The sequence below is a fragment of the Planococcus maitriensis genome (assembly GCF_003289925.1).
Taxonomy (GTDB): Bacteria; Bacillota; Bacilli; order Bacillales_A; family Planococcaceae; genus Planococcus; species Planococcus maitriensis.
The window spans coordinates 67,997-94,025 of sequence record NZ_QLZQ01000004.1; the positions used below are offsets into that span (position 1 = coordinate 67,997).

The 26,029-nt window shown below is 52.0% G+C and carries 26 protein-coding genes; 6 read left to right on the forward strand and 20 right to left on the reverse strand.

Annotated features, from left to right (window positions below):
* Window positions 1-13: 13 nt before the first annotated feature.
* The 10 genes from DP119_RS10550 to DP119_RS10595 all read right to left on the reverse strand — a co-directional run bounded on the left by DP119_RS10550 (window position 14) and on the right by DP119_RS10595 (window position 8,949).
* Window positions 14-1,486 (reverse strand): aldehyde dehydrogenase, encoded by a 1,473-nt coding sequence (locus DP119_RS10550; protein WP_112233142.1) that lies wholly within the window; start codon window positions 1,484-1,486, stop codon window positions 14-16.
* On the reverse strand, window positions 1,483-1,683 hold the full coding sequence (locus DP119_RS10555) for a 4-oxalocrotonate tautomerase (RefSeq protein WP_112233143.1): 201 nt from the start codon (window positions 1,681-1,683) through the stop codon (window positions 1,483-1,485). Before DP119_RS10555 ends, DP119_RS10550 begins: the two co-directional genes overlap by 4 nt.
* Window positions 1,684-1,688: 5 nt before the next feature.
* Window positions 1,689-2,483, reverse strand: a complete 795-nt coding sequence (locus tag DP119_RS10560) for a 2-keto-4-pentenoate hydratase (RefSeq protein ID WP_112233144.1) — start codon at window positions 2,481-2,483, stop codon at window positions 1,689-1,691.
* Complete coding sequence (locus DP119_RS10565) at window positions 2,480-3,274, reverse strand: 2-keto-4-pentenoate hydratase (protein WP_112233145.1); 795 nt, start codon at window positions 3,272-3,274, stop codon at window positions 2,480-2,482. Before DP119_RS10565 ends, DP119_RS10560 begins: the two co-directional genes overlap by 4 nt.
* Window positions 3,275-3,332: 58 nt before the next feature.
* Entirely contained in the window at window positions 3,333-4,343 is a 1,011-nt protein-coding gene (gene dmpG / locus DP119_RS10570) for a 4-hydroxy-2-oxovalerate aldolase (protein WP_112233146.1), read from the reverse strand.
* Window positions 4,340-5,251 (reverse strand): acetaldehyde dehydrogenase (acetylating), encoded by a 912-nt coding sequence (locus DP119_RS10575; protein WP_112233147.1) that lies wholly within the window; start codon window positions 5,249-5,251, stop codon window positions 4,340-4,342. Before DP119_RS10575 ends, dmpG begins: the two co-directional genes overlap by 4 nt.
* Window positions 5,252-5,263: 12 nt before the next feature.
* Window positions 5,264-6,268, reverse strand: coding sequence for a catechol 2,3-dioxygenase (locus DP119_RS10580; protein ID WP_240616419.1), 1,005 nt, complete (start codon window positions 6,266-6,268; stop codon window positions 5,264-5,266).
* 18 nt (window positions 6,269-6,286) lie between these two features.
* Window positions 6,287-6,763: a flavin reductase family protein gene (locus tag DP119_RS10585; RefSeq protein WP_112233148.1), complete on the reverse strand. Its 477-nt coding sequence runs from the start codon at window positions 6,761-6,763 to the stop codon at window positions 6,287-6,289.
* Between the two features lie 13 nt (window positions 6,764-6,776).
* Window positions 6,777-8,276: a 4-hydroxyphenylacetate 3-hydroxylase family protein gene (locus DP119_RS10590; protein WP_112233149.1), complete on the reverse strand. Its 1,500-nt coding sequence runs from the start codon at window positions 8,274-8,276 to the stop codon at window positions 6,777-6,779.
* Between the two features lie 244 nt (window positions 8,277-8,520).
* A complete protein-coding gene (locus DP119_RS10595) occupies window positions 8,521-8,949 on the reverse strand; it encodes a hypothetical protein (protein ID WP_146747869.1) in 429 nt (142 codons plus the stop codon).
* Window positions 8,950-9,172: 223 nt separating this feature from the next.
* Here DP119_RS10595 and DP119_RS10600 point away from each other — a divergent pair, with 223 nt between their 5' ends.
* From DP119_RS10600 to DP119_RS10615, 4 genes are all read left to right on the forward strand, one after another.
* Window positions 9,173-10,762 carry an ABC transporter substrate-binding protein gene (locus DP119_RS10600; protein WP_112233151.1) on the forward strand — a complete coding sequence of 530 codons (1,590 nt, stop codon included), beginning with the start codon at window positions 9,173-9,175 and terminating at the stop codon, window positions 10,760-10,762.
* A gap of 387 nt (window positions 10,763-11,149) precedes the next feature.
* Window positions 11,150-11,473: a PadR family transcriptional regulator gene (locus DP119_RS10605; RefSeq protein WP_058381572.1), complete on the forward strand. Its 324-nt coding sequence runs from the start codon at window positions 11,150-11,152 to the stop codon at window positions 11,471-11,473.
* On the forward strand, window positions 11,466-12,497 hold the full coding sequence (locus DP119_RS10610) for a DUF4097 family beta strand repeat-containing protein (RefSeq protein ID WP_112233152.1): 1,032 nt from the start codon (window positions 11,466-11,468) through the stop codon (window positions 12,495-12,497). The genes DP119_RS10605 and DP119_RS10610 overlap by 8 nt, the downstream gene beginning before the upstream one ends.
* 138 nt (window positions 12,498-12,635) lie before the next feature.
* Window positions 12,636-14,309, forward strand: a complete 1,674-nt coding sequence (locus DP119_RS10615; protein WP_112233153.1) for a DUF2207 domain-containing protein — start codon at window positions 12,636-12,638, stop codon at window positions 14,307-14,309.
* A gap of 216 nt (window positions 14,310-14,525) precedes the next feature.
* Here the strand turns inward: DP119_RS10615 and DP119_RS10620 are convergent, their stop codons facing one another.
* The 5 genes from DP119_RS10620 to nadX form a co-directional block, all read right to left on the reverse strand.
* Window positions 14,526-16,598 carry a GAF domain-containing sensor histidine kinase gene (locus DP119_RS10620; RefSeq protein WP_112233154.1) on the reverse strand — a complete coding sequence of 691 codons (2,073 nt, stop codon included), beginning with the start codon at window positions 16,596-16,598 and terminating at the stop codon, window positions 14,526-14,528.
* Window positions 16,599-16,907: 309 nt separating this feature from the next.
* The gene (locus DP119_RS10625) at window positions 16,908-18,593 is read right to left on the reverse strand and encodes a peptide ABC transporter substrate-binding protein (protein WP_240616420.1); all 1,686 of its coding nucleotides are present in this window, start codon (window positions 18,591-18,593) and stop codon (window positions 16,908-16,910) included.
* Window positions 18,594-18,768: 175 nt separating this feature from the next.
* Entirely contained in the window at window positions 18,769-19,449 is a 681-nt protein-coding gene (locus tag DP119_RS10630; RefSeq protein WP_112233155.1) for a protein kinase family protein, read from the reverse strand.
* Between the two features lie 105 nt (window positions 19,450-19,554).
* Entirely contained in the window at window positions 19,555-20,439 is an 885-nt protein-coding gene (locus tag DP119_RS10635) for a proline iminopeptidase-family hydrolase (RefSeq protein ID WP_112233156.1), read from the reverse strand.
* Window positions 20,440-20,519: 80 nt separating this feature from the next.
* Window positions 20,520-21,299 carry an aspartate dehydrogenase gene (gene nadX / locus DP119_RS10640; protein WP_112233157.1) on the reverse strand — a complete coding sequence of 260 codons (780 nt, stop codon included), beginning with the start codon at window positions 21,297-21,299 and terminating at the stop codon, window positions 20,520-20,522.
* A 150-nt stretch (window positions 21,300-21,449) separates the two neighbouring features.
* Here nadX and DP119_RS10645 point away from each other — a divergent pair, with 150 nt between their 5' ends.
* Window positions 21,450-22,142 (forward strand): AIM24 family protein, encoded by a 693-nt coding sequence (locus DP119_RS10645; RefSeq protein ID WP_112233158.1) that lies wholly within the window; start codon window positions 21,450-21,452, stop codon window positions 22,140-22,142.
* Between the two features lie 85 nt (window positions 22,143-22,227).
* Here DP119_RS10645 and DP119_RS10650 read toward each other — a convergent pair whose 3' ends face one another.
* Window positions 22,228-23,229, reverse strand: a complete 1,002-nt coding sequence (locus DP119_RS10650; RefSeq protein WP_112233159.1) for an aldo/keto reductase — start codon at window positions 23,227-23,229, stop codon at window positions 22,228-22,230.
* Window positions 23,230-23,483: 254 nt separating this feature from the next.
* Here DP119_RS10650 and arr point away from each other — a divergent pair, with 254 nt between their 5' ends.
* A complete protein-coding gene (gene arr, locus DP119_RS10655) occupies window positions 23,484-23,900 on the forward strand; it encodes an NAD(+)--rifampin ADP-ribosyltransferase (RefSeq protein WP_112233160.1) in 417 nt (138 codons plus the stop codon).
* 80 nt (window positions 23,901-23,980) lie between these two features.
* Here the strand turns inward: arr and DP119_RS10660 are convergent, their stop codons facing one another.
* The 4 genes from DP119_RS10660 to DP119_RS10675 all read right to left on the reverse strand — a co-directional run bounded on the left by DP119_RS10660 (window position 23,981) and on the right by DP119_RS10675 (window position 25,977).
* Window positions 23,981-24,211 carry a hypothetical protein gene (locus DP119_RS10660; RefSeq protein ID WP_240616421.1) on the reverse strand — a complete coding sequence of 77 codons (231 nt, stop codon included), beginning with the start codon at window positions 24,209-24,211 and terminating at the stop codon, window positions 23,981-23,983.
* A gap of 245 nt (window positions 24,212-24,456) precedes the next feature.
* A complete protein-coding gene (locus DP119_RS10665) occupies window positions 24,457-25,200 on the reverse strand; it encodes an aquaporin (protein ID WP_112233161.1) in 744 nt (247 codons plus the stop codon).
* Window positions 25,201-25,250: 50 nt separating this feature from the next.
* A complete protein-coding gene (locus DP119_RS10670) occupies window positions 25,251-25,436 on the reverse strand; it encodes a hypothetical protein (protein WP_068872342.1) in 186 nt (61 codons plus the stop codon).
* Between the two features lie 94 nt (window positions 25,437-25,530).
* A complete protein-coding gene (locus DP119_RS10675; protein WP_068872340.1) occupies window positions 25,531-25,977 on the reverse strand; it encodes an SRPBCC family protein in 447 nt (148 codons plus the stop codon).
* Window positions 25,978-26,029: the final 52 nt, after the last annotated feature.

Sequence of the window (26,029 nt, forward strand, 5' to 3'; positions counted from 1 at the left end):
ACTTCGCCACCCTTCAGTTCAAGGCAATGCAGATGTTCTTCGCTTCCGTAAAGAATTCGAGGCTATGGTGTCCGCCTTCACGGCCGATTCCGCTTTTCTTGAATCCGCCGAACGGTGCTCGCAGATCACGGACAAACCAGCAATTGACCCAAATCGTGCCGGCCCGTACGCCGTGTGAAATGCGGTGCGCCCGCTTCAAATTCTCCGTCCAGACAACTCCATTAAGCCCATAATCCGTGTCATTGGCAATTTGCAAAGCTTCTTCTTCCGTATCAAAAGGTATGATCGTCACGACCGGCCCGAAAATCTCTTCCTGGCAGATTCGCGCTTTCGGATTGTCGTGCACGTAAACTGTCGGCTGCAGGTAATAGCCGTTTTGGATGTGTGCAGCAAGGTCCGGCGTACTGCCTCCTGTAACCAGCTGGGCGCCTTCTTCTTTCGCAATGTCCAAATAGGATTTCACTTTATTGAAATGCTCTTCGCTGACGAGTGGCCCCATTTTCGTCTCTTCTGCCTGGGGATCGCCGACCACAAGTGCTTCCGCTGCAGCTTTGAATTTCTCGATGAATGTATCCAAGATCGACCGCTGGACGAGGATTCTTGAACCGGCGAGGCATACTTGCCCGGAGTTCAGGAATGCCGCTTGGATCGAAACCGGAATGGCTTTTTCCAAATCAGCGTCTTCAAATACTATATTAGCCGCTTTGCCCCCAAGTTCAAAGGAGAACTTTTTCAAGCTGTCGGCCCCGTTGCGCATAATCGCTTTCCCCGTTGCAGTTGACCCTGTGAAAGAAATCAAATCGACGTCGGTATTTTTCGTCACGGCTGTGCCCACTACGCTGCCTTTGCCGTGTACGACATTGACGACACCATCCGGAATACCGGCTTCTTTCGCGATTTCACCGAGCAGCGAAACAGACAAAGGCGTCATTTCCGCCGGTTTGATCACAATCGTGTTGCCAGCTGCAAGGGCAGGGCCCAGTTTCCAAGTCGTCAGCATGAACGGCGCGTTCCACGGCGTAATAAGCCCTGCCACACCTACCGGCTCATAGCGCGTATAGTTCAAGAAAGCGTCTTCCATCGGATAGGTTTCGCCGCCCCGTTGTTCGACGAAATCCGCGAAGAACTTCAAGTTATGCGCTGCCCGCGGCACTTCAGCCGTAAACGCGTGGCTGTATGGCTTCCCGACATCCAAAGCTTCAAGGCGCGCGATTTCTTCTTTGCGCTCCAAAATGATGTCTGCCATGCGGCGGATTTTAGCACAGCGCTCCGCAACCGTCATCGTACGCCACGGCCCGCTATCAAACGCAAGACGTGCAGCTTTGCACACTTTTTCGACGTCTTCCTCGGTCGCTTCGGCTACAACAGCGATTACTTCCTGAGTTGCCGGATTCTTTACCTCGAAGGTCTGGTTGTCTGAAGAGGCTGCATATCCTCCATCGATGAAATGCTGGACTTCTTTTACGTTCGCTTCTACCGTCGTCATTTGGATTCCTCTTTTCTTTTTGAAATCGATTGTCCTGCAATGCCCCAGTGCGTCGTCGGCACTTCGGTCAACAGGATGCGGATATTCTCTTTCGGTGCGCCGAGCACATCGGAAACGGTCGCTGTCACTTCGCTGATCAGCTGCTCCTTTTTCTCCGGCTCTCGCCCTTCTGCGATCGTGATTTGTACGAATGGCATGCTGTTCACTCTCCTGTCATGAAACTGGCGTGGATTGTCCCGAACCCGTCGAATGAAGCGGTGAAATGATCTCCCGGTTCGATATGGACTGCTTGCGTGATGGCTCCGCTTAATACGACTTGCCCTTTGCGGATGAACTGCCCGCGTTTCGCGAGCTTGTTGGCCATCCAGGCGATAGCGTTCGCTGGATTGCCCATGACAGCCGCAAGCGTGCTCGTTGCGACCACTTCCCCGTTCTTGCGGAATACAACACCGCCCAGGCGCATCTCCACCTGTGCTGGGTCAAGCAATTGGTTGCCGAGGATATACCGGCAGGAAGAGGAATTGTCCGCCACGGCATCGAGCAATGTGAACTTGAATGCTTCGAAACGGCTGTCGATCACTTCGAACGCCGGCAGCACGTAGGCAGTCGATTGGATGATTTGAGCTGGGGTGATGTACTCCCCCTTCACATCTTCTTTAAAGACGAACGCCAATTCCGGCTCGAGCTTGCCATGGATGAAGCGCTCGATCGAGTGGCTCTGGCCTTCCTCTAGGCTCATGTTTTTCAGCAGCACCCCGTAGGATGGCTCATGTACGCCCATCATCTGCTGTTTCGCTTTACTCGTCAGCCCAAGCTTCCACCCCGACACGCTCGTCCCTTCTTCGCGGCATTGCTTCTCGACCAGTAACTCCTGGACATCATAGGCTTTGTCTTCATCAAACCCTGGAATGTCTTTGGCGAATTGCGGCAGAGTCTGGACTTTATGCTGTGCCTCGAATAAGTCTTCGACAATTTGCTCGGTCGTTATGGTTTTCATTCAACGTTCCTCCCATCCGTAAAGCTTGCCGTCACTGAACCAAGATGCGCGAACTCGGCTGTGAACGTATCCCCATCCTGGATCGGCAAAGCTTTCGTAAATGCCCCCGACAGGACGATTTCGCCAGCTAACAGCGGCACATCGTAAGCTGACAAGGCATTCGCGAGCCACGCAATCGCATAAAGCGGATTGCCAAGCACTGCAGCGCCTGTCGCCGACTCCAGAAATTCACCGTTATGGGAAACGTTCATCCCGAGACAGCTCAAGTCGAGTCCTTCGAGCTTCGTCGGTTTCGAACCCATGACGACGAGCGCGGACGAGCCGTTGTCGGATACGGTATCTTCAAAGCGGATGTTCCAGTCTTCGATCCGGCTGTCGATAATTTCAATGGCCGGTACGATATAATCCGTCGCTTCGATAACATCCAGCGGGGTCACAGTCGGCCCTGTCAGGTCTTTTTTCAGGACGAAGGCAATTTCACATTCCACTTTCGGCTGCAGCAGGCGCTCGAGCGGCACTTTGTCGCCGTCCGAATACATCATCGTGTCGAACAGATGGCCATAATCCGGCTGGCCGACGCCGAACATTTCCTGTATTGCTTTGCTGGTCGCACCGATTTTCTTGCCGATGATGCGGGCCCCTTGCGCCCTTTTTTCTGCAACGTATTGCAATTGGATTTGGTAAGCGTCATCCAAAGTAATGTTCGGAAAACGCTCGCTCAAGGGCGCAATCGGCTTTCTCGTTTTTTCTGCTTCGATCAATTCATTCGCAAGCTGTTGGATCACAACCATGGGAGCAGTCCTTTCTTCTAAAGGAAAAGGCCGTTAAATTCACTCAACGGCCGCCTTTTTATTTCACTAATTCTTTCGCTTTAAGATCCTGTGCCACATCGATGATCCAGTCTTCCTGGCCGGCTACCGCATGGCGGCGCCCGAGTTCTTCGATAATGGCGACAGGGTTCAGGTTGAATTTCTCTGCCGCTTCCCGAACATGCAACAGGAAGCTATTATAGACACCCGCATAGCCGGTAGCGATGTTATCGCGGTCGAGTATTTGCGGGTATTTGAAGACAGGAGCGACAATCTCTTCTGCTGTATCCATCAATACCGTCAAGTCGATGCCGGTTTCGATATTCATTTTATTCAATACAGCGACCAAGACTTCTGTCGGTGCATTGCCGGCGCCTGCCCCAAGGCCGCGTAATGTGCCGTCAACCTGGTCGGCTCCTGCTTCGATAGCAGCGATTGTATTCCCGATGGAAAGCCCCAAGTTATTATGGGCATGGAAGCCGACATTGACTGAAATGCTGTCTTTCACGCGTGCGACCCGCTCCCGGACACTTTCGGGAACAAGTGCCCCGGCAGAGTCGACGACATAGACGCAGTCTGCCCCGTAGCTTTCCATGAGTTTCGCTTGCTCTGCAAGGACACGGGCCGGTTGGGTATGGCTCATCATGAGAAAACCGACTGTGCCAAGCCCGCTGTTTTTCGCTTGTTCGAAGTATTGTTGGGTGACGTCCGCTTCTGTACAATGCACGGCCACGCGGAGGATGTCGATCCCGAATTCTGCCGCTTTGACGATTTCCGGTCTTGTGCCAAGCCCCGGGACGAATAGCGAAGCGATTTTCGAACCACCCTTATTCGCCACGGCCTGTTCGATCAGCGACCATTCGTCATGAGTGGAGAAGCCTTGCTGGATGGTCGAACCGCCAAGCCCCGAACCATGGCTCACTTCGATTACCGGCATGCGCGCTTCCGCTAGACGGCTGACGACAGAGGCGACAAATTCAGGTGAAAAGGAATGGCTGACTGCATGGGAACCGTCCCGCAATGTCGTATCGGTAATGATCGGAGCTTTCATACAATCACGCCTCCCTTTTTCAATAAATGGCTGGCGAATTGTTCGCCGACCTGCTGTGCCGCTGCTGTCATGATATCGAGGTTCCCCGCGTAATTCGGGAAGAAATCCCCAGCGCCTTCAACTTCGTTCAAAATGATCACTGTCGGCAATTCGCCCCAAGGTGTATGCCGGACATCGATGTACGGCTTCGCTTTCAGGCGGTAACCCGGCACATATCGCTGCACGTCCGCGACCACTTTTTCGATGGATTCAAGGACTGCCGCCTCGTCCGCCTCTTCATGCAAGACTGCGTATACCGTGTTGTTCATCATGATCGGCGGCTCTGCCGAGTTGATGATCGGCACGGCGCGGGCTGTGTCCGCACCCCCGATTTTTTGGCAGGCATTCGCTGTCGTCATCGTGAATTCATCCAGATTTTGCCGTGTTCCGGGCCCTACCGACACACTGGAAATCGTCGCGATGATCTCGCTGTATTTCACGGGCGCGATGCGGTTCACCGCATAGACGAGCGGCGTCGTCGCCTGGCCGCTGCAGGAAATCATATTGACGTTATCCACTTCAAGGTGGTCGCCGAGATTGATCGCCGGCACAACGTACGGACCAACCGCAGCGGGGGTCAGGTCAATCGCGATGATTCCTGCCTCTTTCAGGCGCGGCGCATGCGCCATATGCGCTTTTGCACTGGTCGCATCGAAGACAATGCGGATTTCCTCCGCATCCAGCACCCCATCGATGCCGCGATCCGTTGTAGGAATCCCTAATTCCGCTGCGCGTTTCAAGCCTTCGGATTCCGGGTCGATTCCAGCCATCAAGGCCAGTTCCATCGCCCCGTCTGTCTTCAGGATTTTATACATTAAGTCAGTTCCGATGTTTCCCGAACCGAGAATTGCTGCTTTGACTTTTCCCATGGGATCCTCCTTTTATTCAGCGGCTACTTTTAACGGGACAGTTGCAGGAGCTGGCGTGCCATAAGTCCAGAACGAATCCGGGAAGACCGCGCCGATCCAGGTATCGCCATTGCCCGGTACGTCTTTCATTTGCCAAGTAATCGTTTTCCAGTCGGGGTCCATGATCAAGTATCCGGCATCCCCGAACAATTCGACACGGTTGCCGCCCGGCTCGTAAGCATACATGCAAAATGCTTGGCTGACGCCGTGCTTGTTCGGCGGGATTTCGATGAAATGGCCGTAATCCTTCAGGATATCCGCTGCATCATATAAATTTTGTGGAATGCCGTACCAATAGCAAACGTGGTGAAGTTTTCCTTTAACACCGTTCGGCTCCTGCATAAAGGCGATTTCATGCACCAGGTTGGAAACACTGTTCCAAGTGCCGATGACATGGTCATTGTCTTTGATCTGTTCACGGATTTTGAAACCGAGCGTTTCCACGAGGAAGTTCGTATCCGCTTCAGGATTGCTCGACATCAAATTGATGTGGTCGAGGCGCCGGACCGGCACTCCTTTCAATGGACGCTTTTGGCTGCGCGATAATAATTTCGAGCGTTTATCTTCGTCGCATTCATAATATTCCACTTCCCAAAGCACTTCCATTTTGTGGCCGTCCGGCGTCGTAAACTGATATGCCGGGCCTTGGCCATATTCTTCTTCCGACCAGCCGAGGCCGTATCCGCTCTGTTCGAGCGCTTTTACGCGACGTTCCAAAGCTTGCGGTGAAGTCGTACGCCAGGCGACATGGCCAAGCCCGGCCTCTTCCGCTTCCGTTACGATCAGGGAGTACTTATAGCTGTCTTCATAAGCCCGCAAATAAGTTTTTTCTTCGACTTGGTCAACGATCTCCATCCCAAGCATGTCCGTGTAGAATGCCACTGTTTCTTTCGGCGTTGGCGACAATACTTCCACGTGGACGATTTGGGCGACATCAAAAATCGGTTCTTCGGATTGGCGTGTCATTTCGTTTGTCATGTTCAGTTCCTCCCTTTATTAAAGGACCGCATATTGCGGATCCAGTTCTGCATATTTGCCGCATGAGAACAACAGCGGATCGCCGTCTTTCACGAGCATTTTTTCAACCCGCCCGATGAAAATCGTATGATCTCCGGCGAGCACTTCCTGTTCGACTGTACAAATGACTTGGACGAGTGAACCTTTGACAAGCGGAAACCCATTCTCTTCACAAAAACTGAATGTGCCATCACTCGGAATCTGCCCCGCGAATTGCTTCGAGACATTCACTTGTTCTTTTGACAAGACGCTGACGCCGAAACGCCCGCTTGCTTTAATCAATTGCAGCGTTTGGGCGCGTTCACCGATCGACACGGCAACCAGCGCCGGATCGAGCGAGATGGACATAAAGCCATTCGCAGTCATGCCATGGTATTCACCTTCGACATCTGTAGAGATTACCGTTACCCCCGTGGCGAACTTACCCATTGCGTTGCGGAATTCACGACTATCCATAAATGAGCCCTCCTTAGATTGTTGGGATTTTTTCTTTCCATACTTCGTTTGTCCAGCCATTCAAGTCATAGTCACTCATCGCTTCATCTACCAATGATTTAAATGATTCTGCATTGCCCGAGCCGATTGAATGATACATCGCTTCGAGGCGGATATTTTCATGGTTTCCGGCATAGTTCACTTCATACAACTCGTGGCGGCCGCCGAACTCGGTGCCGATTGCATCCCATACCATTTTCAGCAACTTGACGCGTTCTTCTGCAGTGACGCCTGTCCCTTTGTAATATTGATCCAAATACGGGCGGATTTCCGGGTTCAGGAAATCTGCAGAGCTCGACGGCAGCTGGATCAATCCGCCGGCAACAACCTGTTCGAAGATTTTCTTTACCTTGACCCAGACTTCCGGTGCCAGTACGCGGTAAGCAGCTGCCGCGACTCCGTTCGGGATCGGCGTGCCGTTGCGCCCGATATCCGGATTCATCGCCATCGTATCCGACAAGCTCCAGATCATGTTGCGAAGTGCGACCACTTCACCGATATTTGCCTGTACCCCGCGGAACTGATGGGTTCCCGACGCTTCCGTCGCTTTCATCAAAAGGCCCGTCATGAAATCGAGCTTGACCCCAAGGCGTGCACAGCCGTGGAAGCTGAAACGGTTAACGAAATGTGTTTCAGGCACGAAACCATTGGAGATTTCCACATTGTTGTATGCCAGCACGTTTTCCCAAGGAATAAAGACATTATCAAGAACGATGACGGCATCGTTTTCATCAAAGCGGCTGGACAACGGATAATCAAACGGCGATCCATTCGTCTTCGCATTCATTTCGTACGACTGGCGGCTGATCATTTTCAAGCCCGGTGCATTCATCGGCACGAGGAAGATCAATGCATGGCTTGTGTCCCCTTCGCCCAGTTCTTTCGGGCCGTAGTTGGCGACGAAATTATAATTCGTAAGCGCCGCAGCCGTTCCGACCATTTTCGCCCCGCTGACGACTATACCGTCTTCCCGCTCCTCAACAGCCCGCACGAACACTTCCTTGTTTTCATGGAGCGATTTCGAGCGGTCCATCTGCGGATTGATCACTGTGTGATTGACGAAAGGCAAATCGCGCCCAGCTTTTCTGTACCAGGCTTTCGCGTTTTCTTCAAAGCCTACATAATAATCCGAATACGCCTCGAGATGCCCAAGGAATGAGGCTTTATAGTCAGGCGTTCTGCCCATGAACCCGTAGTTCAGCTTCGACCATTCGACGATGGCATCCCGCGCGCCAAGGAGATCTTCTGCGTTACGCGGAGTGCTGAAGAACCTGTGGGTCCGGTCACCGTATTCGTTGATCGTCGTCAGTACGTCCTGCTTTTCCGGGTCGTGCAGCGCATCGTACATCCGTGCATAAGACAAAGCTGAATTCCGGTAAGCTGGATGCGTCGTCACATCATCGATTTTTTCACCATTCAGGTACACCACTCGGCCGTCCCGTAAACTCTCCAGATATTGTTCTCCAGTAAACATGAAATCACTCCGTTTCGTTAAGTTTGATAATGTAGGCCATACATTTGATTCAAACTATATAGCGTAATGAAAACGCTAACAATAACAGCAACTGTCGAGAAAATTCATTGCAACTGACACAAGGTGTTCAAAAAATACTGAATATTTAATTTATAAATGATGTGTGTAAACAAGAAAAAAGCATCGAGCAATGGATTGCCCGGTGCTAAATAAATCATTCAGAAATTATTGTTCTTATCCATGATTACTTTCTTATTTTCTTGTATAATTTCCAGCCGGCAAGCGCAAGGGGCGTGGCGCCGAGGATAAAGAAAAAGAACGGCAGGAAAATAGCCGTCACCGACAATAGCGAAGTGACTGCCAGCAAATTCCGCGGCGCGTTCTTGACTTCCGCCAACCCCATGAAGCCGAGCGCCATCAAACTGAAGAAAAAGATGAACGCGAGCGGCAGCCCTAACGATAAGCCGATCGTGTGTTCAAAGCTTTCATTCGGATAGACTACATCATAGGCAGCGTGTGCCATATACATGACAGCTGCGAATAGCAGCGTGGCGCTGGTCTGGAACAGCGCTTTGTTTTCGATGGTCGTGCTTTTCCTGAAGGATACGATCAAGGCGATATTTCCTGCAATGAGCGTCCCCCAGCTGATCAATAGAAATGGCCATGGATTCAAAAGTCCCCTACTTTCCCTTATCCTGTCGATAAGCGTGGTGTTTACCAGTCTAGTATAAAATGACTAAATATTTATAATAATCACATAACCAAACTTTCTTCTATTATACTAAAACACATGCACTTCATTACGCTAAACTAATACGTCAATTCCAGAAAGGAGGCCCTGCACAATTACATAGCGTTCTCGATATCTACCCAATCCCACCACAAGGAGTGTTTCAATGATTAAACGATCCACGAAATTGCTTGCCCTGTTGGCCATGTCCCCCTTTCTCTTGATGGCGTGTTCCGGCGATGACTCCGGAAGCGAAGAATCCACTGAACAAGATACGCTCATTTTCGCGCGCGGCGGCGATGCCGTCTCGCTCGACCCTTCCGAAGTGACGGATAATGAATCCGAAAACGTCGCGCAAAGCGTACTCGAAACATTGACGACTTTCGCGGAAGGCGAAACGACCGTCGAACCGATGCTTGCAGCCGAATGGCAGGAATCGGATGATGGGCTGACCCATACCTTTACGCTTCGTGAAGGCGTGAAGTTCCACGACGGGACAGATTTCAATGCAGACGCTGTCGCCTTTAACTTCGACCGCTGGATGAATGGCAGCGGGGATCAATTCCCGATGTACGGGACCGTGTTCGGCGGCTATGCAGGCGATGAAGCCCATAACGTCGAATCCGTCACGGCCGTCGACGAATTCACAGTCGAAATCCGATTGAACCGGCCGCAGCCGACACTCTTGAAAGACTTGGCGCTGACGCCGCTGTCGATTTCGAGCCCTGCAGCCATCGAAGAGTTCGGGGAGGACTATAGAAGCAACCCGGTCGGCACCGGCCCGTTCGTTTTCCAGGAGTGGCAGCCGAACGAACGGATCGCCCTCGAGAAAAACGACGATTATTGGGTCGACGGGCTTCCGAAGCTCGAAGAAGTCATTTTCCGCACGATTCCGGACAATTCTTCCCGCCTTAACGCCTTGCTGAGCGGCGAAGTGGATTTGGTCGCTGGCCTGGATTCTGAGTCCCATGAACAGATCGAAGAAGAAGCCGGGCTCGAGCTTTATTCCCGCCCGCCGCTCAATCTGGGGTATCTCGGCATGACCTTGACCCATGAACCGTTCGATGACCCGCTCGTCCGACAGGCGCTCAGCCATGCGGTGAATAAAGAAGCGATGGTCGAAGCGTTCTTCGGTGAAGGGGCAATTCCTGCGAAAAACGTCATCCCGCCTGCCGTTGAAGGCTATAACGACGATATCGAACCATACGCCTACGATCCGGAACGGGCGAAAGAACTGCTCGCCGAAGCTGGGTTGCCCGACGGATTCAGCATGGAACTGTACGCCATGCCGGTCTCGCGCCCGTATATGCCGGACGGCGCCAAGGTCGCTGAATATCTCCAGTCCAATTTTGCCGAGATCGGTGTCGATGCAGAAATCGTCACCTTTGAATGGGCCACGTACATCGAAAAAGCGATCAATGGCGAAGCGGACACCTTCCTGCTCGGCTGGACCGGCATGAACGGCGATGCCGATAATTTCATCTATACGCTATTGCATGGTGATAATGTCGGTTCGACCAACTCGACGCAATACGATAATCCTGAGCTCAACGCATTATTGGATCAGGCGCGGATCATCACCGACCAGGAAGAGCGCAACGACTTATACCGCGAAGCGCAAGTCATCCTGCATGACGACCCGCCGATCATCCCGCTTGTCCATACGTCACCGTCGCTTGCCGGCAAAGACAATATCACCGGCTTTGACCCGCACCCGACAGGACGCGTCATGACCTCGGAAATCGACTTTGAATAATCAAGAGATCTTAAAACCTCTGTGAAACCGATATTCCACAAAACAACTACGCTTTCCTGCGGGCGAGCGCTAAGCCTCCTCAGTCGCTTCGCTTCTTGCGGGGTCTCAGCTGTCTCGCTTTCCCGCGGGAGTCTCCGTTGTTTTGCTCCATATCTTTTCATTACTGCTAAAATTGTAATTCCATAGAAGTAATTTCACATGGTTGGTTCTCATTTTTATAATGAATGGGAGCCAGCTTTTTTATGTTTATAGACAGCGATTCGAGGAAAGAAAAAATAATTTTCAATTAATTCTTGTCAGTACCTTGCATTGAACAATACTAGATGATATATTATTCATTAATCACTACTGTTTATACAACACTAGCTGAGAAAGGAGGAAATCCCATTGAACATCCAGTTTAAAAAAGGCGTGTTGAATTTATGTGTCCTGGTGTTGTTGGATAAACAAGACCGCTACGGCTATGAACTCGTCCAGAAAATCTCGAGCCGCATCGCCATCTCGGAAGGCGCCGTCTATCCCCTGCTCCGGCGGCTCACCAAGGAAGGTTATTTCACCACTTACTTGCAGGAATCAAGCGAAGGCCCGCCGCGGAAATATTACTCGCTCACCGAACTCGGCCGTACGTATTTACAGGAACAGCTCGAAGAATGGAAAAGTTTCACGGATGGGGTCAACCAACTAATTGAAGAGGGTGTGCAAAATGACTGAAAACCAATTTTTGCAAGAACTTGAAACAGCGTTGAAACGATTGCCGAAAGAAGAACAAAACGACATTCTCCAGGACATTCGCGAGTATTTCGCGAACGGCCAGGCAGATGGCAAGACCGATAGCGAAATCGCTGCTGAACTCGGATCGCCGCAGGAAATCGCCGATGAACTGATCGAGTCGTTTGACTTCAACCAAAGCGATATCAGCGCGGCGGCGAATGAACTGACAGAAGACAAATTCGATCAAGTCGATATCCAGATCGATAATGGCATGCTGACGATCGCCCCTTCAGAAGACGGCAAGATGCATGCCGACATCACCGACAAAAGCTACCGCCAGCAGCTGAACGTCGATATCCTCAACCGGACGCTCGTCATCACCTTGAAAGAAGAGCCGAGAAAATGGGGCATCTTCAGCTTCACCGGCAGCATGAAATCGCCGAAGCTAGACGTCCGCTTGCCGAAGAAAATGTATGAAAAAATCCAAATCGATTCCGGCCACGGCATGATCACTGGCGAGCGACTCGACAGCCGCCAGTTGTCCATCGAAACCGATAACGGACGGATTGAACTTACGCACTTGACGGCGGACCAAGCAAGCGTCGAATCGGACAACGGCGATATCGAATTGGCACATGTACAGGCAAAGAAACTGAAAGTCGGCACCGACAACGGACAGCTCCAACTGCGGGACATCCAGGCAGACGAACTCCACGCGTCGACGGATAACGGCGCCATCTACTTGAAAGACATCGAAGGCAATGTCCGCGCGAAAACCGACAATGGGCGCATTCGCTTGTCGACTGTGGACCTTGACCGCACGATCAGCCTCGAAACCGACAACGGCGCCATCTCGGTCGAGACCCAGGCGCAGCCAAAAAATGCGACGATCCGCGCGAATGTCGATTGGGGAACCGTTTCCGTATTCGGTGTGAAAAACCGCCACAGCGTCTTCGGCAGCGGCGAGAATGCGGTGGATTTGCAGTCGGATAATGGCAGCATCACGGTTGAATTGATAAATTGAATAAGCGATTGATGCACGAATGGAAACCAGGCAGGGAACTTCTTCCCCGTCTGGTTTTTCATTTCATCCAACCGGCTGCGTCCTGATTTGAAACCTTCCCCCTCCTCATCCGTACTCCTATACAAGAGGTGATGAATCGTGAAGAACAAAAAAGGCTTGGCATTCGTTTTGTTCATTTTCATGCTGCTCGTCCCGGCCCAGGCGTTTGCCATTGATTTCGATATTACGGATGTGGAGATCGAGGCCCAGTTGAATGAAGACGGTACGGTAGATGTGACCGAACAGTTCACGTATGAATTCGAGGATGATTTCGAGGGCATCACGAGAAGCCTGAATCCGAAAGAAGGCACGTCGATCGAGGAGTTTACCGCGAGCGACAGCCGACGGGACTTGGAAGTGGAAGTTGAAGATGGCCTGTACAAAATCTATCGCTCCGGCAATGACGGCGATACAACCCAAGTCGAACTGAACTACCGGATCGTCGGGGCTGTCGAGAAATTCGAAGATGGCGCCGAATTCTACTGGCCGTTCTTTGATGCCAGTAACGAAAGCGACTACGGCGATATGACGATTACGGTCATCCCGCCTGCCCCGTCCAGTGAATCCGAAGCGCTCGGATACGGCGAGGCGTTCGATACCACAGACATTCGAGAAGACGGTACTATAGTGTTCGACTTAGGCGATGTGCCATCCGGGGAAAATGCGGACATCCGCGCGATTTTTGAACCGGGGTTGTTCCCAGGCGTTATAGCCCAGGACGGCACGGTGCGCGACGAACTCGCGAATGGCCGCGAAGAGCTCGAAAACGAGGCAGCGGTGTTCGCCCGCAACCAGCAACGCGCAAAAGCCATCGGGATTCCCGCCATCGCGATACTGGGCGCACTCCTCATCGGGCTCGTATCATTCGCTTGGATCGAGGCATCCCGGCGCAAGCGGGAGGCCCGGAGCGGAACTTATAAATTTTTCGTGCCGGAAGATTCGATGAGCATTCCCGCGCTGCTCCATTTCACCCACCCGAATTATGTAGCGGCGAACGGCATGTCGGCGGCGATTTTGGATTTGATGCGAAAAGGCAAGATCCGCCAACTGTCGGACGACCATTTTGAACTGCTTGACCGCAGTACCGACCACCCGCACGAAGCGGTGCTGATCGGGCTATTGTTCGATACGATCGGAGACGGCCAGGCGTTCACGCTTGAACAAGTTGAGGCCTATACGAAAAATGAACTCAACCATGAAGACTATAACGCAGCGACCACCGAGTGGAATAAAGAAGTGAAAGCCGAAGTGACGGCCCACGACTTTTATGAAAAACATATCGGCCTGCGCTGGGGAACCGGCGTGTTGAGCGCTGTCTTTATCGGCCTCGCCATCGTGTCAGGTATTTACGGGCTCTTGCCTTGGATGGCCATTTCCATTGCGCTTGCGATGCTCGCTTTCGTGTTTGCGGTCGGCTACTCGCCGATCACGCGCGAAGGCCACCGAGTGCGCTATGAATGGCGCAGCATGAAAACCGCGATGGAACAATTGCCGGCCGGGCAATGGGAACAGCTGACGATGGATGAAAAGCAGCGCGCTTATGCGTATCTGCTCGGCAGCGATCTGAAAACGGCCGAGCGAAAAGCGAAGGCCTTCACCCCGGCAGAACCGGCAAACGATGTCTCCGGCTTCGCCATGAACCCCATCCTCATGACGGCCGTGTTCGTTTCGGCAAGCACCACAACAAGTGCAACTGCCAGCGCAAGCGGCGGCGGGATGGCCGGGACTGGAGGCGGAGTCGGCGGCGGTGGCGGCGGTTCGGGCGCGTTCTAACCTAAATACACAAAATAAAAGGAGGAGGGCAATCGCCCTCCTCCTTTTATGCTTATCCAGAAACCCTAGCCATGCCCGATATCTAGAAGGGCGGCGAAACGGATACGGCTGGAACGGAATACCAATAGCTGCCGGGCTTTCCCGGCAGCCTGAAACGCCTCTTGCTTTGTGAAAGGCGTTTTCTTTATGGAATCGCCCAGTTCCGCCATGAAGAGATCAATGCGTGCCTTGTGGCTCCGGTTCGATTGGAAACTTCGTGAAAAAGATGGTGCCTCCGGGTCCTGTTTCGATGTCGATCGTCGCATTATGGCGTGCCGCCACTGCGTAACAGATTCCCAGTCCGAGGCCCGTGCCTTGTTCTTTTGTCGTATAAAAAGGCGTGCCGATTTTATCGATGATGGCGGGATCAATGCCGCTGCCCTGATCCTGCACTGCCAGCACCACGCAATTTCCGTTTTCCGGATAGGTGCCGATGGTCAATATCTGCCCTTCCTCCATCGCTTCAAGCCCATTCCGGTATAAATTGATGATCAATTGCCGGATTTCATTATGGTTCAGCAATAATTCCGGCACTTCTTGCGTGTAAATACGGATTTGTTTGTTCTGGTTGGAGGTATCGACTTTGATCAATGGCGAAATATCCTCGAGAATCGTATTCAGGTTCATCATTTTCATATCGGAAGTCCGCGTATTGCCGACCGATAGAAATTCAGTGATGATGGCATTCGCCCGGTCCAATTCATCGATCATCAAATTGAAATGCGCAGCGTGCGGCTCCAATTGCTCATTGGCCACCATCAATTGCAGAAAGCCCCGCACCGTCGTCATCGGATTGCGAATCTCGTGGCTGATCCCGGCCGCCATCTGGCCGATCAGGTCCAGATTGGCGAGCCTTTTCAGTTCGTTTTCGTATTTCTTCTTTTCTTTGATATTTTTCATCATACAGCAGATGCCGTCATCGAAAGGATAGGCGGTTATTTCAAACCAGAAATCTTCCACATCGGATCGGGTTTCAAAACGGACGGTCACCCGGTCGTCCATGGCGCGATGGAACTCGGTATAGATGATGGTATCGACAGTTTGAGGAAACACATCCCAGATCTTTTTGCCGAGCACCTCCTCCGCCGTGTGGCCTCCCGGCAGGAAATGATGCTGGTTGATATAGGTATATTCCCAGTCTTTATTGAGCACGAAAAAACCGTCCGTGATGCTTTCGACCACGCTATTGACCCGCTTGTTCGCGGCATACAGTGCACTTGTCCGCTCTTCGACCATGCCTTCCAATCGGTCTTTATGAAGCAAATTCGAAAACACCGGAGCAATGGCCTCGATAATGGATTGCACGAAAGGAATCTGCGTATCCATGCCCGTCTGATCCGCCATGCCGCCGCATGCCGTGGAAATCACGCCATGGACTTCCCCCATCGATATCATCGGCAGCAGCAACAGTTCCCCGCGAGCGCCCAGATCGATCCGGATCGGCTCTTTTTGTGAAATGGCCCGGCTGACCAATTCCGCATAACTTTCGGTTAAGCCCGTTGTATCGAGATACGCCTCCCAGCCCTGTTCAGACATTCCTTCGGCGGCGTGAAACGGAACCGCCGTGCCGCCTTTAGCGCCCGGCGGTTTTACGACATGCGCGGCAAAATACCCGCCGCCAAATGCCCGTTTCAAATAGGCGAAGCAAACCTCCAAGCTTTCCCGGATCGTCGAACAGAAAGACAGTTCGCGGGTAAGGTCAAGCAATACTTGCTTTTCCGCCAACAGCTTTTCCTTTTGATGGAGGGTTTTGGCGTTTTGGATTGCGACCGCTGCCATGTTTACGTAAGCTTCAACGCTTTCAATCTCTGTTTGTGTCAAATTCATCGGTGTGCCGTGATCGAACAGGAAAACCATCCCGATAAATTCCTGTTCATAGGAAATCGGCAGCGCCAATAAGGACTTGATTCGAAAAGCTCCTACGGGCCTCAAGTCCGGACGCTTATCTTTTGACGTGTCCGCTATATAAATGGTTTTCCTTGTCTTTATCAATTCCGCTGCCAAAGGGTCCGTTTCCGGATCGATAATTTGCGATTGCAGCGTCACGCCGCTCATCAATTCCGGCTTTCCCGCAAACCCGCGGAAAGTGCCGTCGCCTTGCGGCAAAAAGATCCCGACAGAGTCGCATCGCATAATTTCCTCGGAAATTGCCGTCGTGACCTGCTGCAGCACTTCATGCAAATCCAGTTTCATATTGACAATCCGTGTGATGTTCGCAAGCCTCGAATACCGCGTTTGATCATTCACCATACCATATCTCCATTCCTGCCAACTGATCGTTGGTGTCCATAGGCAAATACCTTAAACTAATTTTTTCCGATCACTCTATTCATCTGTCTACAATATTACTATATCCGTTTCGTGACAACCCCCTTATTTGTTAAAAAATGTTTATATTAACCACCTGTTGGTTGGATAATGAATGGCTTTCCCCGATACCGAGACTCCGGTCCGCTTCCATTCCAGTGGAAATCGGCCGGATTGGATGGGAGCCGGCAAGGGGCGGAAGCTTTCCGGCAGTTGAAAAAGGAGGATGGCCGCCGCCATCCCCCCTTTTAGTTATTCCCTTCCCGAAATATAAGCCCATTTATAGCTGAAGTCACCGGTGAACGGGTGCGCGATGACATCGTGCACATACGGTTTTTGGAGCGCCATGCTGCCGAACTGGTACATGTTTGCAATAGCTGCATCCTCTTCGACGATGATTTTCTCCGCTTCCGCTAACGCCTGCCAGCGCTCTTCGGGCTTCAAGGCGAGTTCGCCGTCCGCCTGTTCCAGCAGTGCATCCAATTTTTCATTGGAATACGACATCGTGTTTTGAGGTGATTCGGTCGCAAACATATCAAGGAAAGTGATCGGATCCTGGAAATCAGGGCCCCAGCCGGTGCTTTGGATATCGTAATCCTGCGCTTCGTTTTTATCGAGCAGGACGTTGAACGGAACTTGGCTCATCTTGAGCGTCAAGCCTTCCAGATTGCCTTCCATCTGGTCTTTCATATAGGCGTCGATTTTTTTCGACAGTTCCGTATCGCCGCTCAAATATTCAAGTGTCACTTCGGTCAAACCTTGTTCTTCCAAGCCTTCAGCCCACAAGGCTTTTGCTTGTTCCGCATTGAATTCCATCATATCGCCATTCACCTTGCGGAAATCTTCATTATTCACATCAAAGGTAAATTCCGTCGGCACCAGGAAATCTGCCGGGATCGATCCGTTGGCGAGGACGACGTCGGCCAGATCCTGTTTGTTGAACGACAGTGCCAAGGCTTTGCGCAATTTCGGATTCGCAAGCGGCGTCGGCTCGCCTTCGCGTTCCTGGTTGAATTGCAAATAATAGACAGATGGCTTCAGTACGCGCACGACTTCTTCATCTTCCGCGTACTGCATGGCAAATTCGCCAGCCAGCCCGGCACGGTCCGCTTCCCCTGTCTCGTATAAATTGACGCCGGTCCCTGGATCCGGGACGATATTGAATTCGACTTTATCCAATTTCACATTTTCTGCATCCCAATATTCGGGGTTTTTCTCCAGCTCCCACGACATCGCAGCAGCTTCCCAATTCGCCAATACGAAGGGCCCGTTCGATAGCAGCTTGCCCGAATCCATGGCGTACTGGTCCCCGTGCTCCGCTACGTACGCTTCTTTTTGCGGGTAAAACGTGCCGAATGCCATCAACGACAGGAAATAGGGAATCGGGCGTTCGAGTGACACGGCCAAGGTCTTATCGTCTTGTGCGGAAATGCCGAGCTCCGATTTATCCAATTCGCCTTGTGCGATCGCATCGGCGTTCTTGATCGTGCCTGCCATCATATACGGCCCGTATGTGGATCCTGTTTCCGAGTCGGCGGCGCGCTGCCATGCAAAGACAAAATCATGCGCCGTCACGGGCGATCCGTCCGACCAATTCGCATCGCGCAACGTAAATGTGTAAGTCAATCCGTCTTCACTGATTTCAGGTTCGCCGGACGCCATCGCTGGGATGGGGGTGTTCTGCTGATCCAGCCGGTAGAGGCCTTCACCGGCATTGTTCAACATGGTGAACGATACTGCATCATCCGCCAATACGGAATCCATGGACGGGATCCCGGATCCTGTCGTCAAGCGCAGTTCCTGGACGCTATCCAATTGGCCGTTTCCTGCAGTGCTGTCCGTATCGGAAGCTGGTTGCTCTTCGCCGCCGCATGCAGCCAGCGCCATGGCCAAACTGGCAGCCAGCGCCAAAGACCAAGCTTTATTTCGTTTGATCATTTACAAATCCCCCTAAGTCTATTGCTCTAGTTCGTTCCTCCCCTCATTATATACAAATACGAATTTTCTTGAAGAATATATAAAATTTTGAATTCAACTATATTTAGTTGACTCCTGATTTCATTCACAGAGGGAAAAAAGGCTTTTCATACCGGAAAGCCTTTCATTACAACTATTATTTCCTGTAATTCAATTGCTTGGACACAATGCGCATGAATTCTTCAAACGAAGCGGAATAACGGTTCCAATGGTGGTACCATTTGCGGATCGTGTCGAGCAGCCAGAATGGCACCGGTTTGCCATCGATGATCGAATAATACTCCTCATAGGCTTTTTTCAGGTGTTCCCAGCGAAAATCATTGCCGGGCTTGATGTATTCGGACACATCGAGCAATTTGGCGCGCCCGTTTTGCAAGATGATGTTTTTCAAATGGATATCCCGAGGATTCAAGCCGATTTCACGGATGTAATCGCGCGCTTTTTCCACATCCATCATTACTTGTTCCGGTACATAAATGCCTTGCAGCAGACAGTCGAATAAAGTCGGGCCTTCCTCGAATTTCAGTGCCAGCATGCGTTCGTCCCTTCCGTAGCAAGCCGAAAAATAAGGAGACTGGCCGATGTGTTCATATACCTTCGCTTCAGCTTCAAGCTTGTCCTTTTTGCCTTCTGCGTATACTTTGAACGCATATTCCGGGAAGTTCCCGGAACGGAACACGGCGGCGTCCGTACCGACACCGATGCAATGAAAGCCTTCTGCAATTCCTAAGATTATCACCGGTTCATTATCGGGCTGTGCTGTTACTGTTACCGCGGATAAGGCTTTTGTCGCAAGTTGCCATTGATCTTGGTTCATGGCCATCTCTCCTCTGGTTATTGCCGATTTATCCCCATTAAAATAACGAACCGCTTGTGCTTGCGGTTCGTCTTTATCATAGCATCCGTTTGGCAATTAATCGCTTTACGCACCCGGCTTCATTTCCTGGCGATTGACCCACTCGCGCACGGTTTCAAGGTACGCTTCGGGTTCTTCGATTGCGGGCATATGTGAACTGTTCTCGAAGACATGGAATTCCGCATCCGGGACGAGGCTTGCATAATATTCCGTCGCTTCGGGTGTGGCTTCGTCGTAACGGCCGCAAGTAAACAAGGCCGGGATACCGATTTCATGCAGGCGCTCCGTCGCATCGAAATGCTTCAAGGTGCCGGTGACGGTAAATTCCGACGCTCCCCACATATAATTATAGACATTCGGGTTCAGTTGATCGAGATCTTCCGACAGCTCTTCTGGCCAAGGGTCGACGCGGCACATATGGGTTTTGTAATACTGCATCATCGCTTCCTGGTAGTGGCCTGAATCGGTCGTCCCCCGGCTTTCATTCTCCTCGATCGTCTTTTGCACCTGTTCCGGAAATTGCTTCAAATAAGCGCGCTGGTCCCGCTCCCAGCGCTGGGCGTCCAGGGCAGGACCCGAGAAGATGACGCTGCGCACGCCGCCCGGTTTCGTAAACAGATAGGAAGCGGCGAGCATCGTCCCCCAGGAATGGCCGAGCAGATGGACTTCTTCCAGTTCGAGCGCCTGGATCACTTGCCCAAGCTCTTCGACGTAGCGCTCCACGGCCCAAAGCGAATCATCGTCCGGCCGCTCCGATTTTCCGCAGCCGAGCTGGTCGTACTGGATGACCGGCCGCTCTGTCCCTAATTGCCGCAGCGGGTCGCTGTCGCTGCTTTTCATGCCCGGCCCTCCGTGCAACAGCAACAGCGGGATGCCGGGCCCTTTGCCGGTGATGCGGTACCACACCTTGCCCCCGGTCACGGAAATGAATCCTTCTTTTACGTTTTCCATTTCTTCGTACCCCTTTCCTTGATCACTGGCTATTTACTTCATTACTCGCTTTATAAATCCTTTTTTTCCACTGGCATGTATTAATTCCCAATCTTCAATGACTTGCCTTTATTCTGCAGCACCGACAGAATGCTCAAGGCCGCCAGCAAACTGGTTTTCGGGTTCGCTGCCATCGGGTTGTTTTCGACCTGCAGCTGCATCTTGCCGAAATCCCCTTGCGCTTCGATCGTGTGCGTATTGCGTTCCACGGTCGGGTCGACGATGATGCGCACTTTCGTCTCGTGCACCCCGATGCCCGCAATCGCAAGCACTAAAGCCACATTGATGTTCTTCGGGAATTCGCCCACCGCATCAAATGCCGTCCCGTCGAACAGAACTTGTTCACGATCCGTCTCCATCCCGAGCGACATGGGCGATTTTCGTGTCGTAAGACGGACAGATTCCAATCCGCCCAGCGCCCTTGCCGATTGCAGAACGTCCAATCCGCCGATCGCGCCGGACGGCAGATAGACGTGTGTGCCGTTCGTTTCCGCAAGTTTCGCCAGTTCATCCAGGAACGCGAAGTCCTTGAACACGCCGATGCTGCTGACGATGAGGTCTTTTTTATGGCCCACCACTTCTTCCAAAAACAGCCTTGCCGCATCCACTGTCACTGCTTCCACGACCGTATCGACCGGGGTCGACAGGAATTCGCCTAGATCGGTGTAAAACTCCATGCCGAAGCGTTCTTTCAAACGCGTCCCCGCTTCCATATTGCGCCCGAACACGGCGGTGATCTGCCCATCCGCCATATGGTTTTCATTCACTTGTTCGAGTAAATACGTGGCGATATTGCCGGTTCCGATGACGCCGATGTTCATGAATATCCCTCCCTCCTCAAAACTGCCCATGCTGTTCTTTACCCGTAAATGAACAAACATTCCCCGCGCAGCCGATTAATTTCACCTATACCGGAACCCTCCAACATTTGGCACGTATTACGTACTAGCCACTAAAAGGGGGGATCATCCATGTCGAAGTATTCCATCAAGCAATTTGTCCAGCAAACGAAACAGGAAGAAAGCGCGCGTGACTTTTTCGAACTCGAAACGGACCGCCTGCTCGAAGTGAATTTGAACGGCCAGGTGTGGGCCAAGGCGGGCTCGATGATATCCTATGAAGGCAATATCCGATTCGAGCGCGAAGGCATGCTCGAGCACGGCCTCGGGAAATTCGTCAAAAAAGCGCTCAGCGGAGAAGGCGCCCAATTGATGAAAGCGAACGGCCAAGGCAAACTCTACGTCGCGGACAGCGGCAAGAAAATCACCATCCTCGACCTTGAAGGCGAAAGCATCTTCATCAACGGCAACGATTTGCTGGCGTTTCAGGACGGGCTCGACTGGGACATCAAATTGATGCGCCGCGTCGCCGGGATGATGGCCGGCGGATTGTTCAATGTCCGGTTGGAAGGGCACGGCCTTGTCGCGTTCACGTCCCATTACGAGCCGCTCACTTTGCTCGTCACGCCGGATACGCCGGTATTCACCGACCCGAATGCGACTGTCGCGTGGTCAGGCAATTTGGAACCGGATTTCGTCACCGATGTGCAGTTGAAAAGCTTTTTCGGCAGAGGCAGCGGGGAATCCGTGCAGATGAAATTCTCCGGCAACGGCTTCGTCGTCGTCCAGCCATATGAGGAAATCTACCATGCGCCGCAGGGCTGATGTCACTTCATAACGGCTTCCCCTGGCGATTCGGGAAAGCTGTTATATCCATGACAAAAGGTTCCGGCCAGCTGGCCGGAACCTTTTATTGTTCTTCATTATCATTTTTCGGCAAAGGCGCTTTCGGGGAGACGAGGCCCTTGTCGACGATTTCGTCCCAGAAAGCGGGCGGGATGTCGGCTGTCATCGCAGCCAAGTCTTCCTTGATATGGCCTGGGCGAGTGGACCCCGTGACGACCGCCTTGACTGCTGGATGCGCAGTTGAAAATTGCAGTGCGGCATCTTTCAACTGCACGCCGTGATTTTGGGCGGCTTCATTGAAACGCGCCACCCGCTCTTTGATTTCCGGCGTGATTTCCGCATAATCGAAATGATCGCCGCCGAGCAAAGCGCCGGAGTTGAACGCCGAACCGATGACAAGGCCGCCATCCGTTTTTTCGGCAAGCGGCATCATGCGTTCCAATGCGCGTTCATGCTGCAGCAAGGTATACTGCGTCGCGGACAAGCTCAAATCAGGATGCGCTTCTTCGAGCTCGAGTGCGACTTCGATCGGCGTGGTCATATTGACGCCAAGGCCCCACGCCTTGATGACGCCTTCGTCTCTCAGGCGGTCGAGCACTTTGAAGGCGCCGTGGCGTGCCTCATCGAATTTCGTGATCCATTCATCACCGAGAAAGTCCGGGGAGATATCATGCACATAGACCATATCCAAGCGGTCCGTCTTCAGGCGCTTCAAGCTGTCTTCAATCGAACGCAGCGTGCCCGATTCCGTGTAGTCGGTGTGGATTTTATTTTTGCGGCCGAATTCGAACAACCCTTCTTTTTCCTCTTCCTCGTCCAATACGATGCGGCCGACTTTCGAGCTCAGCAAATAGTCGTCGCGATCGTAAGAAGATAACGCTTCACCGAGCCGCAGTTCCGCGAGCCCTGCCCCGTAAAACGGCGCCGTGTCAAAATAACGGATGCCTTCGTTCCAGGCCGACTCGATCGTCGCCATCGCTTCGTCTTCCGGCACGTCCCGGAACATATTCCCGAGCGGCGCTGTGCCGAGGCCGAGTTTATGTTTGATAGTCACATTATGTTTCATTCGTGGACACCTCTTCTTTTATAGTTAAAACGTATATCCATATCTACCCGCTGAAGAAGCCGTTAAACGAATGGACTCCCAGCTACCCGCAGGCATAAAAATAGCCCGATTTCTCATTGCGATAATGAAAATCGGGCTGCCGAGCTTACTCTCTACTCTTATTATACCTGAATGAAAAAATTAGTTGCAGCCTACTTTTTCAGCAGCTTCTGCCCTATAATCAGGATACCGAACTGAGATTGGAGGCTAAAATGATGAATGAATCGACAGAAGTGTTGGACCTTGGCCCTTTCTTCCACGGGACAAAAGCGCAACTGGCAATAGGAGATTTGCTGGAGGCCCAGAACCCATCCAACTTCCAGGACAAGAAATCCAACTATATCTATTTCACCGCCACGCTCGAAGCAGCCAAATGGGGCGCGGAACTCGCTGCGACGGATTCGCCGGAACGGATCTACATTGTCGAACCGACAGGCGAATTCGAAAACGACCCGAATTTGACCGACAAGCGCTTTCCCGGAAACCCGACACGTTCCTACCGCTCCAAAGAACCATTGAAAATCGTGGCGGAACTCGCTTCCTGGGAACGCCATAGCGAAGAGCAGATCAACCATATGCTCGACTCATTGAAATCGCTTCGCGAACAGGGAAAAGCAATCATTATTGATTGAACTTGTTCCAGAACGCTTGCCGGTAAAAGCCCGACGATTCCCGGAATGGCACAGGCCCAGCGACTAATGGCTGCTGGGCTTTAGCACATATGGCCGGCAATCTGGTAGAGCGCCACGGCCAGCCCGAGCACACTGGCTTTCATTTTAGCGGGATGGTATCGTTCTTTCCGGAAAATGTAAAAGAACGCGAGCACGAAGCCCGCTGGCACCCAAAGCTCGAAATCGTATTCCAAGGTGCTGTAGGAAAGAACCGGCATGACATAGGCGGCGACCAGAAAATAGATGAAGATTTTGATGCGCCCGCTTTCCACTTCCTTGCTCCATTTGGACAGCAAATTAAATGATGAGGATTGCCATTACCACGATATGAAGTTCCAGCAACATCAGTGTGCCGTTTCCCAATTTGAATTCCACAATGTCTCACTCACTTTTTGGTTGATGAACTTTCATCTGGTAAAATTCACCACTTGGGCTTTGTTCTCCTTTATCATCAAAAAACCACCCAAATTCCGGGTGGTTTTCGCATATGAAGCTTCATTTCAAATTGAGGTGTCTCTTATTTGATCAATTCCTCGCCATCCGAATCGCCGGCTACTTCAATTCCCGTTTCTTCCTTGACGAAGAAGAACGATTTGAATACCATTGCCGCAATCGCTGCCCCTATCAAAGGCGCCGCGATGAACACCCACACTTGTGCAAGCGCATCGCCTCCGGCAAAAACAGCCGGCGACAAGCTTCTCGCCGGGTTGACCGACGTCCCCGTGAGCGGAATGCCGATCAAGTGGACGAGCGTCAGCGTCAAGCCGATGACGAGCCCGCCCATATGGGATGTTGCCTTGCTCGAGGTGACACCGAGAATCGCCAACACGAAGATGAAGGTCAGCGCCACTTCAACGGCAAATGCCCCGCCCAGGTTTAAGCCGACCGCACTCAAACCGCCATAGCCGTTTGCCCCGAATCCTTCTAGGCTGGTGGAACTCGCGACCAGGAAGGCCAAAAACGCAGTGCCGGCAAAAGCCCCGACAATTTGTGCGACGACATAGCCGCCGAATTCCTTGGCGCTTAAATTGCCCGATATCCAGACGGCAAGCGAAACAGCCGGATTCACATGGCAACCTGAGATATGGCCGATTGCGTACGCCGCTGCCACGATTGACAGCCCGAACGCGAACGCAATGGCGGTCACCCCAAGATAACCAGTTTCCGTCCCCCCTGTATAGCCGCCCAACACGACGGCTGTCCCTGTCCCTAAAAACACTAAAATGAAAGTCCCGATAAATTCCGCCAAATACTTATTCATGTCAATCTCCTCTTTTCCGCAACAGATTTTCATTTCCAGCATCATAAACCTTATTTGCGCTTTTTCATGCCATCGATCGCTGCGCCGAGAACGAGCCCCACGCCTGTCCCTGCCCCGGCCCAGATGATATCCCCTGTCAGGATAAGGGCGACAATGGCACCGATCGCCGTCCCGAATATCAAACCCAAACCGGTAAAGGGAATCTGGGAATAATCGCGTTTTTGATTTTGCTCCACTGCATAACCCTCCTCCAGCTATTCGGCTTACCTTTTTCGAGCGCAAAGGCACGCCGGAAACTTTCCATCCGACTTCTTAGACCACCTTGGCAGCTCAATCGCTTTCACTGATGTCCTTCAAGTTTTGCAAGGTCAGTTCGATTGAGTTGTTCATCAGTTTTTTGATGTAAAGCGTATTGGCCATTTTCCCGAAGATGCTGCCCGGAAGATCGTAATCCATTTCAAACTGGACTTCCGTGCCGTTTTCCACTGGTAAATACCGCCACGTCTGGTTGCCGTCAAAAGCCCCGCTGATCAAGCAACGCCAAACATATCCATCTCCTACCGGAGCATTTTCCACGACCAGTACATGCATTTCCAAGCCCCTCCCGAAAAAGAAATACATCAGATCCATGCTCGTGCCCTTGCCGCCTTTGCCTTTCAGGTTTTCAGCTTCCGATAAGCCCGCATACCATTGATACCAGTGCTTCGGATTCGTAGCGAATTGATGGACCTCCCCCACCCGTCGATCGATGAAAACCCGCTTTTTTATGTTCCACATATTGGCATCCTCCCTTGCCTAAGAATTTCCGGTTTGACCGGCTGGCGGCGAA

What these genes read in the sequence shown, in the direction of transcription:
- DP119_RS10555 (WP_112233143.1), bottom strand. Translation starts at nt 1,683, where the DNA reads ATGCCATTCGTACAAATCACGATCGCAGAAGGGCGAGAGCCGGAGAAA.
- DP119_RS10580 (WP_240616419.1), bottom strand. Translation starts at nt 6,268, where the DNA reads ATGACAAACGAAATGACACGCCAATCCGAAGAACCGATTTTTGATGTC.
- DP119_RS10620 (WP_112233154.1), bottom strand. Translation starts at nt 16,598, where the DNA reads ATGGTGAATGATCAAACGCGGTATTCGAGGCTTGCGAACATCACACGG.
- DP119_RS10600 (WP_112233151.1), top strand. Translation starts at nt 9,173, where the DNA reads ATGATTAAACGATCCACGAAATTGCTTGCCCTGTTGGCCATGTCCCCC.
- DP119_RS10650 (WP_112233159.1), bottom strand. Translation starts at nt 23,229, where the DNA reads ATGAAACATAATGTGACTATCAAACATAAACTCGGCCTCGGCACAGCG.
- dmpG (WP_112233146.1), bottom strand. Translation starts at nt 4,343, where the DNA reads ATGAAAGCTCCGATCATTACCGATACGACATTGCGGGACGGTTCCCAT.
- nadX (WP_112233157.1), bottom strand. Translation starts at nt 21,299, where the DNA reads ATGAACATCGGCGTCATCGGAACCGGCAATATCGCCACGTATTTACTC.
- DP119_RS10630 (WP_112233155.1), bottom strand. Translation starts at nt 19,449, where the DNA reads ATGAACCAAGATCAATGGCAACTTGCGACAAAAGCCTTATCCGCGGTA.
- DP119_RS10645 (WP_112233158.1), top strand. Translation starts at nt 21,450, where the DNA reads ATGTCGAAGTATTCCATCAAGCAATTTGTCCAGCAAACGAAACAGGAA.
- DP119_RS10625 (WP_240616420.1), bottom strand. Translation starts at nt 18,593, where the DNA reads ATGATCAAACGAAATAAAGCTTGGTCTTTGGCGCTGGCTGCCAGTTTG.
- arr (WP_112233160.1), top strand. Translation starts at nt 23,484, where the DNA reads ATGAATGAATCGACAGAAGTGTTGGACCTTGGCCCTTTCTTCCACGGG.
- DP119_RS10610 (WP_112233152.1), top strand. Translation starts at nt 11,466, where the DNA reads ATGACTGAAAACCAATTTTTGCAAGAACTTGAAACAGCGTTGAAACGA.
- DP119_RS10665 (WP_112233161.1), bottom strand. Translation starts at nt 25,200, where the DNA reads ATGAATAAGTATTTGGCGGAATTTATCGGGACTTTCATTTTAGTGTTT.
- DP119_RS10585 (WP_112233148.1), bottom strand. Translation starts at nt 6,763, where the DNA reads ATGGATAGTCGTGAATTCCGCAACGCAATGGGTAAGTTCGCCACGGGG.
- DP119_RS10675 (WP_068872340.1), bottom strand. Translation starts at nt 25,977, where the DNA reads ATGTGGAACATAAAAAAGCGGGTTTTCATCGATCGACGGGTGGGGGAG.
- DP119_RS10560 (WP_112233144.1), bottom strand. Translation starts at nt 2,483, where the DNA reads ATGAAAACCATAACGACCGAGCAAATTGTCGAAGACTTATTCGAGGCA.
- DP119_RS10590 (WP_112233149.1), bottom strand. Translation starts at nt 8,276, where the DNA reads ATGTTTACTGGAGAACAATATCTGGAGAGTTTACGGGACGGCCGAGTG.
- DP119_RS10565 (WP_112233145.1), bottom strand. Translation starts at nt 3,274, where the DNA reads ATGGTTGTGATCCAACAGCTTGCGAATGAATTGATCGAAGCAGAAAAA.
- DP119_RS10575 (WP_112233147.1), bottom strand. Translation starts at nt 5,251, where the DNA reads ATGGGAAAAGTCAAAGCAGCAATTCTCGGTTCGGGAAACATCGGAACT.
- DP119_RS10635 (WP_112233156.1), bottom strand. Translation starts at nt 20,439, where the DNA reads ATGGAAAACGTAAAAGAAGGATTCATTTCCGTGACCGGGGGCAAGGTG.
- DP119_RS10550 (WP_112233142.1), bottom strand. Translation starts at nt 1,486, where the DNA reads ATGACGACGGTAGAAGCGAACGTAAAAGAAGTCCAGCATTTCATCGAT.